Genomic DNA, 14,585 nt, shown 5'->3' on the forward strand with positions numbered 1-14,585 from the left:
TTAGATTAACATTTTCTTAATATTCTTAATGTTTAAGTTGCAATATCTTAATACTAATAGCCTTTTATTTTAACTTTTGCTCGTGACATTTGTCTTCTAATAATTAATTAAAGTTTACAAATACGAAAAAATGAAAAAAAGACTACTAGTAATGGTTCTCGCATTTTTTGCCTTTACCATTGGCCATTCCCAAACTATTTTTAAGGGAAAGGTGTTAGATGAAAACCAAGTTCCTTTACCTGGAGCTTCAATTGTTGTTAAAGGAAGTTCCATCGGGGTGGCTACAGATTTTGATGGAAATTTTGAGATTAAATTGACAGGAGGAAATGAAACTTTGGAAATATCTTTTATTGGATATCTTTCTCAGGATTTTGATACGACAGGAAAAGCGACAGCCGAAATAATACTACAATCTAACTCTGAATCATTAGGAGAAATTGTTGTAACTGCTTTAGGGATTAAACGAGAGAAAAAATCACTTGGATACGCTTCTCAGGAACTTAACTCAGACGAGGTTGCTTCTGCAAGAGAACCCAATCTTCTTAATGGAATTTCGGGAAAAGTTGCAGGCTTGCAAATTACTAATAGCCCCTCCGGATTGGGCGGTTCCGCTAGAGTTTCTATACGTGGTGATGCTTCTTTAAATATTAATGGTAACTCGCCATTATTTGTTATTGACGGAACGCCTATAAGTAATGAAATTGTAGGATCTTCCGGTTCAGGGACTCAAGACGTGGACTATGGTAACGGAGCATCAGAAATAAACCCTGAAAACATAGCATCTATAAATGTTCTTAAAGGACCCGCTGCAGCAGCTTTATATGGTGCACGTGCAGCAAACGGTGCTATTATAATAACCACGAAAAAAGGAAAATCGCAAAGTGGCGTATTGGGAGTTTCTATCAATACCGGGTTTACCATGGAAAACCTTTTACTTTTACCCGATTGGCAAAATGAGTACGGTCAAGGGAATAATCAACAATTTGAATTTGTTGATGGAAATGGAAGTGGTATCGCAGATGGCGTTGACGAAAGTTGGGGACCAAGGTTAGATACCGGAGCATTAATTGCTCAATTCGACTCCCCAAGAGCCGATGGTACCAGAGGAGGAGATTATTTAGTAAGTAATTCACCCATTACACCAACTCTCTGGGTTTCTAACCCCGACAATACAAAAGATTTTTTTAACACGGGGTATACTAAAACCAACAGCATTGCCATATCTAAATCAGGAGATCTGGGGAATATTCGTTTTTCTTATCAAAACCTTGATCAGAAGGGGATTGTTCCGAATACAGATTTAAAAAGAAACACCTTTAATTTAAGTTCAGGTCTAAACCTTACTGATAAAGTAAGGTTAAATGCCAATATCAACTACATAAAAACAGATAGTGGTAACAGGCCGTCATTAAGTTACGGTACAGAAAGCATCATGTATTTGTTTATATGGTATGGAAGACAACTAAACACAAATAGTTTACGTGATTACTGGATGCCAGGAAGGGAAGGTGTACAGCAGTTTAACTATAATTACAATTATCATGACAACCCATTCTTTAATGTATATGAAAACACTAATGGGCAGGATAAAGATAGAATTTATGGGAATGTAAGTGTAAACTATAAAATCAATGACCACTGGAATATAATGGTTCGTACAGGTCGAGATTTTTATCGTGATTTACGGACTAAGAAAAGAGCTTTCAGTACACAACGCTTTCCTTTGGGCTACTATAGAGAAGATAATGTGTTTTTCGAAGAATCTAATACAGACTTTCTAATTTCTTACGACAAAACATTTAATGAGAAATGGAATATTAATATGTCTGTAGGGGGTAACCAGTTTAGACAAAAGCAGGACTTCACCCAAACCATTGCACCTCAGTTAATAAACCCGGGAGTCTATTCCTTTAATAATAACAGAAAACCATTAGAAGTGTCTTCTAATGATAAAGAAAAAAGAATTAACAGTTTGTATGGTTTTGCAAGGTTTGCCTATGATGATAAGTTGTTTTTAGACATTACCGGTAGAAATGACTGGTCCAGCACATTGCCAACAGATAACAACTCTTATTTTTATCCATCGGCAACATTAAGTGCCATTGTAAGTGATCTTGTAGAATTACCGGATTTTGTGTCTTTTGCTAAATTTAGAGCAGCATATGCAGAAGTTGGTAATGATACCGATCCTTATAAATTATCTAGTTTTTATACCAATGAAACGCCTTTTGGAGACAATCCTGTACTAACTGAATCATCTTTAATTCCGAATGCCAATTTAAAGCCAGAGATTACATCCTCTTACGAGTTTGGTTTAGATGTACGTTTGTTTAGTGGTAGGGTTAATTTAGATGCAACGTATTACAGTGGCATTACAAAAAACCAAATTATACCAATTAGCACTGATATAGCTAGTGGTTATACCAGTAAATTAATTAATGCAGGAGAAGTTAAAAATTATGGTTTTGAAGCTATTGCCAGTTTTATACCGGTAAAAACAGAAAACTTTTCATGGAGATCTACTTTTAATTTTTCTACGAATAAAAGTAAAGTAACAGATTTAGGAGGTGTAAACTATACTTTAACAAGTCGTAACGGTGCATTTATACAAGCACGTGAAGGAGGATCAATAAGTGCTATCTATGGAAGAGGGTTTCAAAGAGTGGAAGACGAGAGTAGTCCTAGTTTTGGACAAATCATATTTAATGAGCAAGGTATTCCGCAAAGAACGGACGATTTAGTATATCAGGGAGATTATGCACCCGATTACACATTAGGTCTTCTAAATAGGTTTAAGTATAAAGCTTTTGATTTAAGCTTTTTAATAGACACAAGGCAAGGAGGTATTGTGGTTTCCAGAACAAAAACCATTGGTAGTACTTCGGGTCAATTAAAAGAAACATTATTTGGTAGAGAAACAGGAATTGTTGGAGAGGGTGTTGTTGAAACATCTCCAGACATATATACTCCAAATACAACAAATGTAGATGCCAGAACCTATAATAACCAGTACTATAAGAGAGATAATGTAGAAGCAGCTAAATATGATGCTTCATACACAAAACTTAGAGAAATAAGTTTAGGTTATACACTTCCAAAAAGATTTATAGATAAATTACCAATAAACAATGCCAGATTTTCAGTAACAGGAAGAAATTTAATTCTTTGGACAGATAACCCGCATTTTGACCCGGAAACAGTTTCAGTTTCAGGAGGCACATTACAGCCTGGTATTGAGAACATGTCATACCCAAGTACAAGAACGTTCACATTTAACTTAAAAGTTGATTTTTAATTATATACTAAAATGAAAAAACTAAAAAACATGAAAAGATTGGTATTCATAACACTTTCATTGTTATGTATAATCAGCTGTACCGCCGATTTTGAAAAAATCAATAAAAATCCAAATTTTCCTGAAAGTGCTGAGCCCTCGCTGTTATTACCAGGAATAATGAGAGAAATGGCATCTAATTGGGGAGGCCAAGGATGGGAAGAAGGTTTTACTGTAACACAGTACGCTTCTCGTTTACAGTTTACATCTGGAGATAGATACGATTGGTCGCCTACAGGAAACCCTTATGATGATGCCTACGCATCATTAAGAGATGTAGAGAACATTATTAGATCAACCAAAGACAAGGATGATCAACAAAATTACTATGGTGTTGCTTTGATTTTTAAATCATGGATATATTCTTATTTAGTAGATGCCTATGGTGATGTTCCCTATACCGATGCTACAAAAGGTATAAGTGATGATAATATTACGCCGGAATTTACGCCTCAAAGTGAAGTTTATGATGGTATTATGGCAGATTTAAAAACGGCCAATACCATTTTAACAGGAACCGAAAATATATCTGGAGATATTCTATATGGAGGCGATATTTTAAAATGGAGAAAGTTTGCCAATTCTTTGCGTTTAAGATTAGCGATGAGAATTAGTGATGTAAATAATGCTAAGGCCGTTGCTGAAATGCAGGAAATTATAGGAGGTTTTTCTACATATCCTATTTTTGAAAGCAATGCAGATGCAGCTCTATTACAATGGAACTCAGACAACCCTCAGCCTAAATACGATACGCGTTCTGGTAGTTTTGATGAGGTTCGTTTAAGCACCACATTAGAGACAAGGTTAAAAGCTTTAGGTGATAGAAGGTTGATTGTTTTTGCACAACCTACTTCAAACTCCGGAAAAGGAATTTATTCAGATAATTTAGATGATTATGTAGGTATGCCTAATGGTTTAGATGATGATGCAGCCTTAGGATATAGCCCTTCAGGAGATCCAAATGAATCAGGATCTAATTTTATTTCAAGACTTGGGATTCTCTTGGCGTGTAGAGCATGTAATGTAGAACAAGCTTCGGCTACAGCTTCGCAAACAATTATTATGGACTATTCTGAGCTTCAATTTATTTTAGCTGAGGCGAGAGAGAAAGGATTTATAAGTGTAGGTGATGCTTCTGAGTATTATGAAAATGGTATACGAGCTTCTTTCGCTTATTATTTGGAAAGAGTTATTGCTGGAGGATGGAGCGACATTGTTAATGATTTACAAGGATTTGATGTTGATGCGTATATAGCTCAAACTGCTGTTGGACTTACCGGAACATTTAACGAAAAACTTGAGAAAATTGCACTTCAAAAATGGATTTCATTATTCTATACTGGTTTTGAGGCATGGTCAGATTGGAGGCGTACTGGCATTCCGGTAATAATACCAGGCCCAGATGCAGTAAACGGAGGAAAAGTTCCTGTGCGTTTTCAGTACCCAAATTCAGTAAAGGCAACCAATAATGCCAACTATCAAAAGGCTGTATCTAACATGGGTGCAGATGATTTAAATACTAGACTTTGGTGGGATATTGCTGATAATGACTAGTGGATCAACATATAATATTTATAACCATGACCATAGGAATATGCTTTCTATGGTCTTGTGTTTCTGAAAAAACTCAAGAAATCCTTAGAGCAAAGTATGTAGTGGTTATTGGTTTTGATAGTTTAGAAAAGGCAAACACACCAACTTTTGATACATTAATAAAAGAAGGAGCTTCATTAGATGCCATTTCTGGATTAGTGACCATTAAGTTTATCGAAGATAGCAGGCTTTTGAAAAAGATAAATAAAGATGCGACATATATGGAGACCTCACTTTTAGCGCTTAAAAAGAAACACCCGGTCTTTGGAGATTAGGGTGATGGGACTTTTACGGGGCATAGATTAGTAACTGGTACAAAAACAAAGAAAAAGGCAATCAAAGAAACAGGATAGATTGTGTATGCGTGTTTAAAATTAAAGTATCTTCAGGGAATGTATTGCAGTTATCATCAGCATTAATCATTTCAAGAAAAGAGCAAAATAAGGCTTTTTAACATTTTGAACCACAACTTATAAACTATTTTAAACCATAAAGCAGAAATAAATCATGAAAAACTAGCATAATAAGGCTCCTTATAATCTTACATATTTCCATTTGTAGGAGTTGCTCAGCACGACCAAATGCAAATTTTAATTAAAACGAAAGAATAATGAAAAGAACACAAGTATTAACAATTATATTTTCCCTTTTTGTCTATGTTCTAGTAGCTCAAAAAATATCAAAAACAGAAACAAAGGTTATCTTAATCACATTAGACGGTTTGCGCTGGCAAGAATTATTTTCTGGTGCAGATTCACTTTTGATTACACATAAGGATTATGTACAGGATGCTTCTCATTTAAAAGAAAAGTTTTGGAGAGAAACCCCCCATAAGAGACGTGAAGCATTAATGCCATTTTTTTGGAATGAAGTTGTTGAAATGGGGCAAATTCATGGTAACAGAACGTTAGGGAGTAAGATGGATTTAACTAACACCATGTGGTTTTCTTACCCTGGATACAATGAAATCCTTTCTGGAAAAGCTGATGATAAGAACATTGCTAGCAATGATAAAATAAACAACCCCAACAAAACAGTTTTAGAAATCATCAATAATTTGCCACAGTATAAAGGAAAAGTAGTTGCTTTTGGGAGCTGGGATGTGTTTCCTTATATTATCAATGAAGAACGCTCAGGAATTCCTGTTAATGCTGGTTTTGAAATTGCGAAAGGAAGTGATTTATCGGATATAGAAAAGTTTTTAAATGAGCTACAGCCTGAGATTCCCAGACTTTGGGAAACGGTTCGTCTGGATGCGTTTACGCATCATTATGCTGTAGAGTATATAAAAAGAGTTCACCCTAAAGTCGTTTACATTTCATATGGAGAAACAGACGATTTTGCCCATGATGGGAACTATGAGGCTTATTTGAAATCTGCACATAATACGGATGCTTTAATAAAAGAATTATGGGAATTTACTGAGAAAGATGAATTCTATAAAAACAATACGGTATTTATTATTACTACAGACCATGGAAGAGGAACCCAGCCATTGGAAACATGGAAAAGTCATGGAAGTGAAATTAAAGGTGCTGGACAAGTATGGATGATAGCTTTTGGAAAAAACATTAAAAACCTAGGTGAAGTTACACATGCAGAACAATTATATAGTAATCAAATAGCACCGACTATTTTGACTGTTTTAAATATCAAAAACGGTATTAACGTAATGAAAGGTGAACCCCTAGAAATATCAGAAAAATAGTTTTTTAATAAGTTTTTTTGTGATATTTAGTTAAATAAACATGACTTAAAATAAGCGACTTTTATATCAAGTTTGAATTTATAATAATTTGAACGAGTTTAGCTTTTAGCCGATGCTTATTGTAAGTATCGGTTTTTATTTGTGTTATAAGACGTTGTTTTTAATAAAAAAACAACCTAATAGGTTGAAGGGTCGTAAACGATGGATAAAAAGTAAAGCTTATTAGGAGCAGTTAAATACGATCAACACCAGTTCTGTTATAAAATGCGATATAAATAATTTGAACTAGTGAAAAATAAATAAATTATATGTTGGATTTTATAATAGAAATGGTATAATATAAGAAATGAAGAACAGAAATTATTTAGTAGAAGCTTGTGTAGAAGGATTGAATCAGGCAATACGTGCGGAGAAACAAGGAGCAGATCGTATTGAGCTCTGCGCACGTTTAGATTTGGATGGTGTCACACCAGAAGTTGAAATGATCAAAGCAGTTTTTCAGAATTGTAAAATACCAATTAGGGTCATTATACGTCCACGAGAGGGTGGTTTTGTTTATTCAGTCTCAGAGTTGGATCAAATGAAGGAAAGTATTCGAGTTTGTAAAGATATAGGTGTTGAGGGTGTGGTTTTTGGAATGACGACTAAGGAAAATACACTTGATATTTCGGCAATTGATGCCTTGACACGTATTGCTACTCCGCTTAAAGTGACGATTCATAAAGCGATTGATACTGTGTCTGACCCACTGAATGAATTAGGCAGGCTAATGAGAATAGGTGGTATTGATGCCATACTCACTTCGGGTAAGTCACCAACCTGGGAAGAAGGCCAAGAATTGATTAAGGAACTTATTAAAAAAGCAGCGAATCAGATACAAATTATTGCCTGCGGTAAGGTTACCGATGAAAATATCATGACAGTACATGGAAGGATTCAATCTAGTGCTTATCACGGTAAACGCATTGTTGGGGAGTTATAAGACTGTAAGGGAGACAGAAATTTTTTAAACGAACAAACCTTGTGTTATTGATCGTGTTGGTTTTAGCTGGTTGTGGAAACAAATCAGATTAGAAAAATAAAAGTAAAGAGCTTCCAATAATTGCTATAATTATGAGAAAAATGCTTCCCAGTAAAATTAAAAGTATTACAATTAGTATCTCTGCTTTTTTTCTATGCATAGGACGATAACCATTTGATAATCATTGTTTTTTAGTCTTGTTGAACACTTTTAGAGGAGTTACTTTAGTGTATATGTGATTTTCTGTTAATTGTTATTTTATTATACCATTAAGAATTTAGTAGAAACCAAAACAAAAATATTGGAAGAGATTAAAGACCTTCTTAAATGAGCTTATCGAAAAGGTAAAGCTTTTGAGAAAGGAAAGGCATTTGTATTATCGGATGATTTTAACGCTGATTATTTGTAATCATTTAAAATAGAGGAAGTTAAAATTTAATTCATTTTTATTATTAATATTATATATCTTTGCCCATAAAATAAAAAGGAAGGATTATTTTTTATATGTAGATACCTTTTTGTTAAAAAAAATAGCTAATCAATACAATCTAGTAACAGATTAAAACTTGTATTTCAACGATGATTTATAGCGTTTCATGGATGTTTTTTTACGAATAATGATATATTTTTTTTGTGAACTCGCTTTTTTTAATACATTTGTTACCCCATGACAGTACAAAATAAAAGAATACTAGCCTCAGTCTTATTTGTATTAATAAGCTTTGCTTGTTTTGCTCAAGATCCACCACCACCACCAGGGCCTCCTCCGGGTCTTCCTATTGATGGAGGGGTGTTAATGGGTATAATTTTCGCTTTATTTTATGGCGTAAGAAAGTTGTTGATTAAGAATAAGAATCATTAATTGTTACTTAGTAACTAGTCGGAAACAGACTAATTTTATAAAAAGAAACTTTTTTAATTTTGTGCTAGACACTACTTATTCAATGACACTAATTTAGCGACATACTTTCCTAAAACATCAAACTCTAAGTTTACAGTAGTACCTATTTTAAAAGTATTAAAATTAGTGTGATTATATGTATAAGGTATAATGGCAACACTAAAGGTGTCTTTTTTTGAATTTACAACCGTTAAACTAGTGCCATTAATTGTTATAGATCCTTTTTCTATAGTCATGTTATTAAGAGAAGCATCATAAGCAAACGTAAATACCCAACTGCCATTTGCTTCTTCTATCTTAGTACAGGTTGCTGTTTGGTCTACATGACCTTGTACTATATGCCCGTCAAGCCTATCTCCCAATTTCATGGCACGTTCTAAGTTCACTTTATCGTTAATTTTTAAAGTATTAAGACTTGTTTTGTCTAGTGTTTCTTTTATAGCTGTAACTGTATATTCATCATCATTAATATTTACAACCGTTAAACATACACCATTGTGAGCCACACTCTGATCAATCTTTAATTCTGTTGTTATATTGCTTTTAATAGATATGTGGAGATTATCCAACTCTTCCTTTAAGTTAGAAACAACACCCATATCTTCAATAATTCCTGTAAACATATTATTCTCTTTTTATTTGGTTAAATTTGCCATACCAAATGACATTCAAAACAAGCGTCATTATTTTGAATTATTTTTATTCAGATAAAATAGGAAATCTAAGCATAGCATTAGTTACAGTTATATTTTATATTGAAATATGAACAAAAAAGAAACAAATACAATAGGTTATTTAGACGCTAATTTGGTATAGGGTCAAAATTACGAACAAAAGTTGTTATTTTAATGGTACAAACAGAAAATATAATAGTAGGAATATCGATAGGAGATTTAAATGGTATTGGTGGTGAAATAGTTTTAAAAACATTTGAAGATGCAAGAATTTTGGATTTTTGCACACCAGTAATTTTTGCTTCAGCAAAAACCATGAATTTTTTTAAAACTCATTTTAAATCTAGTATTAATTTCCATAATATTAATAATATAGGTCAATTAGCAATTGGAAAAGTTAATGTGTTTAATTGCTGGAATGACCCTGTTAAAATTGAATTTGGGAAAGCCGATGTTAAAATAGGTGAGTATGCTATAAAGTCTTTAGAAGCAGCAACAAAAGCGTTAAAAAATAATGACGTTCATGTTTTAGTCACTGCTCCAATAAACAAGCATAATATTCAATCGGAAGACTTTAAGTTTCCTGGACATACCGATTATTTAGCAGAACAACTAGAAGGAGAAAGTTTAATGTTTATGGTAACCGATTCATTAAGAGTAGGATTGTTAACAGACCATGTGCCCGTAAAAGATATTGTTGAGCATATTTCGGAAGACTTAATTGTGAAAAAAATAAATACGGTTTACGATTCTCTTAAAAGAGACTTTAAAATAAGTAAGCCTAAAATTGCTGTTTTGGGGATTAATCCACATACTGGCGATAATGGTGTCATTGGCCATGAAGATGATGACGTTTTAAGGCCTACACTTAAAAAGATTAAAGAAGAAGGAAAATTAGTGTATGGGCCTTATGCAGCAGATAGCTTTTTTGGGTCTAGTAATTATAAAAATTTCGATGCTATAATTGCCACATATCACGATCAGGGTTTAATTCCTTTTAAAACATTATCTTTTGGTCAAGGAGTTAATTTTACAGCAGGCCTAAATAAAGTAAGAACCTCGCCAGATCATGGCACCGCCTATGAAATAGCAGGAAAGGGAACCGCGGATTCAAGCTCGTTTAAGGAAGCTATTTTTTCCGCCATACAGATATATAAGAATAGATTTGATTATGAAGAACTTACCTCAAATCCGTTAAAAAAAGCAAAGAGATAGATATAAACAAAAAAATGTTTATAAGTAATGTTGCATAACATAAAAATTCATATATTTGCAGGCTCAAAATAGATGAGAGAATGAAGCCTTTGAAAGAGTTTACAATTCCATTTGTAGGGTTAAAAATAGCGAAACATCTTTTTGAGTACAAGATTGAACAAGCGTTCTTTGAATATTTTGAGTATGAAGAATTTAATGATGTAAATATCCATGTAAATGTTGAACTAGAAAAAAAAACAACATTACTTGAATTGCATTTTAAAGTTTCAGGATGGGTTAATGTTAATTGTGATTTAACAAACGAACCATATAATCAAACTATAGAAAATGAGTTTGATTTAGTGGTGAATTTTGGAGATGCGTATAATGATGAACATATTGATATTCTTATAATTCCTCACGGGACTTATGAAATTAATATACAACAATACATTTACGAATTAATTGTCCTTGCTGTACCAAATAAAAGAGTACATCCAGGAGTTGAAGATGGCACTTTAAATTCAGACATACTTAAAAAGCTAGAAGAATTAAGTCCAAAACTTAAAGAAGATAAAGAAAAAGAGGATATCGATCCTCGTTGGAATACATTAAAGAAACTATTAACGGATAAATAAATATAAAAAATGGCACATCCTAAAAGAAAAATCTCAAAAACAAGAAGAGATAAGAGAAGAACACATTACAAAGCAACTGCGCCACAGATTGCTACATGTCCAACAACTGGAGAAGCTCATTTATACCACAGAGCTCATTGGCATGAAGGGAAATTATACTACAGAGGTCAAGTTTTAATTGATAACTCAGAAGTAGAAAACGTAGCATAAATAGTATGCACGCATATAATAAAACGCTCACATGTGAGCGTTTTTTTTTATGAAGTGTTTTTTCTAAGACAAAAACAATTTATTTGTGTGTTATTAAACTAAAATTTAGTAGTTTTCACCAAAATTTGAACTTTTTTGTCCAATTCTAATGATTTTTTGGTCTAATTAACTATAAAATTATGAGTAAAATCTCAGCAGCAATTACAGCTGTAGGCGCATATGTGCCAGAATATGTATTAACCAACCAAATTCTTGAGACTATGGTTGATACAAATGATGAATGGATTACCTCTCGTACAGGAATAAAAGAACGCAGGATTCTTAAAGGCGAGGGAAAAGGAACGTCTTACTTAGCTATTAAAGCTGCCCAAGACCTTATTGATAAAAGAGGTATTGATCCCAAAGATATAGAACTTGTTATTGTCGCTACGGCAACACCAGATGTGAAAGCAGCCTCAACTGCAGCTTTTACAGCATCTAATATTGGAGCAATTAATGCCTTTTCGTTTGATATGGATGCGGCGTGCTCTAGTTTTTTGTTTGGGATGTCGGTAGCCTCAGGTTATATAGAATCAGGTAGGTATAAAAATGTATTATTAATTGGAGCAGATAAAATGTCCTCCATTATTAATTATGAAGATAGAGCTACTTGTATCATTTTTGGTGATGGAGCAGGCGCTGTTTTATTTGAGCCTAATGAAGAGAATTTAGGACTTCAAGACGAATATTTAAGAAGTGATGGTTCTGGTAGAGAGTTTCTACGAGCTACTTATGGAGGGTCTTCATTTCCGTTAACACCAGAAACTATGGAAGAAGGTGGGCAATATGTTTTTCAAGAAGGAAGAACGGTATTTAAAAATGCGGTATTCAATATGGCAGATGCAACTATTAAAGTGTTAGAACGAAACAACTTAACGAAAGACGATGTTTCTTGGCTGGCAGCGCATCAAGCAAATAAGCGAATTATTGATGCCACTGCACAACGTATGAATTTAGAAGAAGAAAAGGTCATGATGAACATTGAAAAATATGGCAATACAACATCTGCAACGTTACCTTTGCTTTTAAATGACTACGAATCAAAACTTAAAAAAGGAGATAATATAATATTTGCCGCTTTTGGAGGCGGATTTAATTGGGGGGCCATTTATTTAAAATGGGCATATAATTCAATAAACTAACCATTAACTAATTGCAAAATTATGGATATAAAAGAGATTCAAAACTTAATCAAGTTTGTTGCCAAATCTGGTGCAAGTGAGGTTAAATTAGAGATGGATGATATTAAAATCACCATTAAAACAGGATCAGAATCAGACACAACAATTGTGCATCAGGTTCCTGCCGCTCATATACCTCAGGCTGCTCCAGTTGCTGTACAGCCAGCTATAGCAGAAGTTACAAAAACTGAAACAAAAGAACCTGCAGCAGATGCAGACTCAAAATACATCACGATTAAGTCTCCAATCATTGGGACTTTTTATAGAAAACCATCACCAGATAAACCTTTATTTGTTGAGGTTGGACAAACCATCGCAGAAGGTGATGTACTTTGTATTATTGAAGCCATGAAACTTTTCAATGAAATTGAATCTGAAGTTTCTGGAAAAATAGTTAAAATATTAGTTGACGATTCTTCACCTGTAGAATTTGATCAACCACTATTTTTAGTAGACCCGTCATAACCTATTAAAAATTCCAATATACAAATCTCAAAATCCAATGTTTGGAATTTGGCGATTGGAATTTGTAATTTTTAATTCAACAAGTTATGTTCAAAAAAATATTAATAGCCAATAGAGGAGAAATAGCGCTACGTGTTATTAGAACCTGTAAAGAGATGGGTATTAAAACGGTAGCTGTTTACTCAACGGTAGATGAAGAAAGTTTGCATGTTAAATTTGCAGATGAAGCTGTTTGTATAGGTCCGGCATCAAGTAGTGAGTCCTATTTAAAAATGTCTAATATAATAGCAGCAGCAGAAATTACTAATGCTGATGCTATTCACCCAGGATATGGTTTCTTATCCGAAAACGCTAAATTTTCAAAAATCTGTGACGAACACGGCATAAAGTTTATTGGTGCTTCGCCGGAGATGATCGATAGAATGGGCGATAAGGCGAATGCTAAAGCGACTATGAAAGCTGCGGGTGTACCGTGTGTTCCAGGAAGTGATGGGGTTATACAAACGTTTGAAGATTGTGAAAAAATAGCAAAAGAAACAGGGTATCCTGTTATGTTAAAAGCATCTGCCGGAGGCGGTGGTAAAGGTATGCGTGCCGTATGGAAACCCGAAGAATTAAAAGATGCATGGGACTCAGCAAGGCAAGAAAGTAAGGCAGCATTTGGTAACGACGATATGTATATGGAAAAGCTTATTGAAGAGCCAAGGCATATAGAAATTCAAATTGTTGGAGATTCTCGAGGTAAAGCATGTCACTTATCAGAAAGAGACTGTTCAATCCAACGTCGTCATCAAAAATTAACAGAGGAAACGCCATCTCCTTTTATGACGAAAAAACTTCGTACTGACATGGGAACGGCAGCTGTTAAAGCATCAGAGTATATTAAATATGAAGGTGCAGGAACCATAGAGTTTCTGGTAGACAAGCATCGCAATTTCTATTTTATGGAAATGAATACACGTATTCAGGTAGAACACCCTATTACTGAACAAGTGATAGATTTCGACTTAATTCGTGAGCAAATTTTGGTAGCTGCGGGAGTACCAATTTCCGGAAAAAATTATACGCCTAAATTACATTCTATTGAATGTCGTATAAATGCAGAAGATCCATTTAATGGTTTTCGTCCATCACCAGGTGTCATAACGACGTTACATGCCCCAGGGGGTCATGGTGTGCGTCTAGATACACATGTTTATGCTGGTTATGCGATACCGCCGAATTACGATTCTATGATTGCTAAGTTAATTACAACAGCGCAAACAAGGGAAGAGGCTATTAATAAAATGAAGCGCGCTCTAGACGAATTTGTAATAGAAGGTATTAAAACCACGATTCCTTTCCACAGGCAACTTATGGATCATCCAGATTATTTAGCTGGAAATTATACCACCAAGTTTATGGAAGACTTTGTAATAGAAAAAGAAGAAATAGAAGAATAAATCATAAAACTCCGAAAGCAATTTCGGAGTTTTTTTATTACTTGAAATTTAAAAACTAGTACCATATTGAGTCATTATACAAAGAAGGTCTTTCCTTGTCAAAAATATAGAGACAATACCGTAATTTTCTTAGTGTTACTCCTCTGTTTTAACACAGTTATTGGCCAAGAAAAGGTTAATTTTAA

General features: G+C 33.9%; 13 protein-coding genes. 12 read left to right on the top strand and 1 reads right to left on the bottom strand.

The window, feature by feature from the left end:
- The first annotated feature begins 130 nt into the window (after positions 1-130).
- From Q4Q47_RS08905 to Q4Q47_RS08930, 6 genes are all read left to right on the top strand, one after another.
- On the top strand, positions 131-3,295 hold the full coding sequence (locus Q4Q47_RS08905) for a SusC/RagA family TonB-linked outer membrane protein (protein ID WP_303306309.1): 3,165 nt from the start codon (positions 131-133) through the stop codon (positions 3,293-3,295).
- 12 nt (positions 3,296-3,307) lie between these two features.
- Complete coding sequence (locus tag Q4Q47_RS08910; protein WP_303306310.1) at positions 3,308-4,888, top strand: SusD/RagB family nutrient-binding outer membrane lipoprotein; 1,581 nt, start codon at positions 3,308-3,310, stop codon at positions 4,886-4,888.
- Positions 4,889-4,914: 26 nt separating this feature from the next.
- Positions 4,915-5,202: a hypothetical protein gene (locus Q4Q47_RS08915; RefSeq protein WP_303306311.1), complete on the top strand. Its 288-nt coding sequence runs from the start codon at positions 4,915-4,917 to the stop codon at positions 5,200-5,202.
- 335 nt (positions 5,203-5,537) lie between these two features.
- The gene (locus tag Q4Q47_RS08920; protein ID WP_303306312.1) at positions 5,538-6,635 is read left to right on the top strand and encodes a sulfatase-like hydrolase/transferase; all 1,098 of its coding nucleotides are present in this window, start codon (positions 5,538-5,540) and stop codon (positions 6,633-6,635) included.
- Positions 6,636-6,981: 346 nt separating this feature from the next.
- Entirely contained in the window at positions 6,982-7,617 is a 636-nt protein-coding gene (locus tag Q4Q47_RS08925; protein ID WP_303306313.1) for a copper homeostasis protein CutC, read from the top strand.
- A 706-nt stretch (positions 7,618-8,323) separates the two neighbouring features.
- Positions 8,324-8,518: a PID-CTERM protein-sorting domain-containing protein gene (locus tag Q4Q47_RS08930; RefSeq protein WP_303306314.1), complete on the top strand. Its 195-nt coding sequence runs from the start codon at positions 8,324-8,326 to the stop codon at positions 8,516-8,518.
- 71 nt (positions 8,519-8,589) lie between these two features.
- Here Q4Q47_RS08930 and Q4Q47_RS08935 read toward each other — a convergent pair whose 3' ends face one another.
- A complete protein-coding gene (locus Q4Q47_RS08935; RefSeq protein ID WP_303306315.1) occupies positions 8,590-9,180 on the bottom strand; it encodes a riboflavin synthase in 591 nt (196 codons plus the stop codon).
- A gap of 225 nt (positions 9,181-9,405) precedes the next feature.
- On the opposite strand from Q4Q47_RS08935, the gene pdxA reads away from it, so the two are divergent.
- From pdxA to accC, 6 genes are all read left to right on the top strand, one after another.
- Positions 9,406-10,446, top strand: a complete 1,041-nt coding sequence (gene pdxA, locus Q4Q47_RS08940) for a 4-hydroxythreonine-4-phosphate dehydrogenase PdxA (protein WP_303306316.1) — start codon at positions 9,406-9,408, stop codon at positions 10,444-10,446.
- 80 nt (positions 10,447-10,526) lie between these two features.
- Positions 10,527-11,063 (top strand): YceD family protein, encoded by a 537-nt coding sequence (locus tag Q4Q47_RS08945; RefSeq protein WP_303306317.1) that lies wholly within the window; start codon positions 10,527-10,529, stop codon positions 11,061-11,063.
- Positions 11,064-11,072: 9 nt separating this feature from the next.
- Positions 11,073-11,273 carry a 50S ribosomal protein L32 gene (rpmF, locus tag Q4Q47_RS08950; RefSeq protein ID WP_072400476.1) on the top strand — a complete coding sequence of 67 codons (201 nt, stop codon included), beginning with the start codon at positions 11,073-11,075 and terminating at the stop codon, positions 11,271-11,273.
- Positions 11,274-11,452: 179 nt separating this feature from the next.
- Positions 11,453-12,454, top strand: a complete 1,002-nt coding sequence (locus tag Q4Q47_RS08955; RefSeq protein WP_303306318.1) for a beta-ketoacyl-ACP synthase III — start codon at positions 11,453-11,455, stop codon at positions 12,452-12,454.
- A 21-nt stretch (positions 12,455-12,475) separates the two neighbouring features.
- A complete protein-coding gene (accB, locus tag Q4Q47_RS08960; protein ID WP_303306319.1) occupies positions 12,476-12,958 on the top strand; it encodes an acetyl-CoA carboxylase biotin carboxyl carrier protein in 483 nt (160 codons plus the stop codon).
- Between the two features lie 86 nt (positions 12,959-13,044).
- Positions 13,045-14,400 (top strand): acetyl-CoA carboxylase biotin carboxylase subunit, encoded by a 1,356-nt coding sequence (accC, locus tag Q4Q47_RS08965; RefSeq protein ID WP_303306320.1) that lies wholly within the window; start codon positions 13,045-13,047, stop codon positions 14,398-14,400.
- Positions 14,401-14,585: the final 185 nt, after the last annotated feature.

Source organism: Flavivirga spongiicola (assembly GCF_030540825.1).
Lineage (GTDB): Bacteria > Bacteroidota > Bacteroidia > Flavobacteriales > Flavobacteriaceae > Flavivirga > Flavivirga spongiicola.

Coding starts and splice junctions, on each gene's coding strand:
- Q4Q47_RS08910 (WP_303306310.1), top strand. CDS start 3,308: ATGAAAAAACTAAAAAACATGAAAAGATTGGTATTCATAACACTTTCA.
- Q4Q47_RS08915 (WP_303306311.1), top strand. CDS start 4,915: ATGACCATAGGAATATGCTTTCTATGGTCTTGTGTTTCTGAAAAAACT.
- Q4Q47_RS08920 (WP_303306312.1), top strand. CDS start 5,538: ATGAAAAGAACACAAGTATTAACAATTATATTTTCCCTTTTTGTCTAT.
- Q4Q47_RS08955 (WP_303306318.1), top strand. CDS start 11,453: ATGAGTAAAATCTCAGCAGCAATTACAGCTGTAGGCGCATATGTGCCA.
- Q4Q47_RS08935 (WP_303306315.1), bottom strand. CDS start 9,180: ATGTTTACAGGAATTATTGAAGATATGGGTGTTGTTTCTAACTTAAAG.
- accB (WP_303306319.1), top strand. CDS start 12,476: ATGGATATAAAAGAGATTCAAAACTTAATCAAGTTTGTTGCCAAATCT.
- rpmF (WP_072400476.1), top strand. CDS start 11,073: ATGGCACATCCTAAAAGAAAAATCTCAAAAACAAGAAGAGATAAGAGA.
- Q4Q47_RS08925 (WP_303306313.1), top strand. CDS start 6,982: ATGAAGAACAGAAATTATTTAGTAGAAGCTTGTGTAGAAGGATTGAAT.
- Q4Q47_RS08930 (WP_303306314.1), top strand. CDS start 8,324: ATGACAGTACAAAATAAAAGAATACTAGCCTCAGTCTTATTTGTATTA.
- accC (WP_303306320.1), top strand. CDS start 13,045: ATGTTCAAAAAAATATTAATAGCCAATAGAGGAGAAATAGCGCTACGT.
- Q4Q47_RS08905 (WP_303306309.1), top strand. CDS start 131: ATGAAAAAAAGACTACTAGTAATGGTTCTCGCATTTTTTGCCTTTACC.
- pdxA (WP_303306316.1), top strand. CDS start 9,406: ATGGTACAAACAGAAAATATAATAGTAGGAATATCGATAGGAGATTTA.
- Q4Q47_RS08945 (WP_303306317.1), top strand. CDS start 10,527: ATGAAGCCTTTGAAAGAGTTTACAATTCCATTTGTAGGGTTAAAAATA.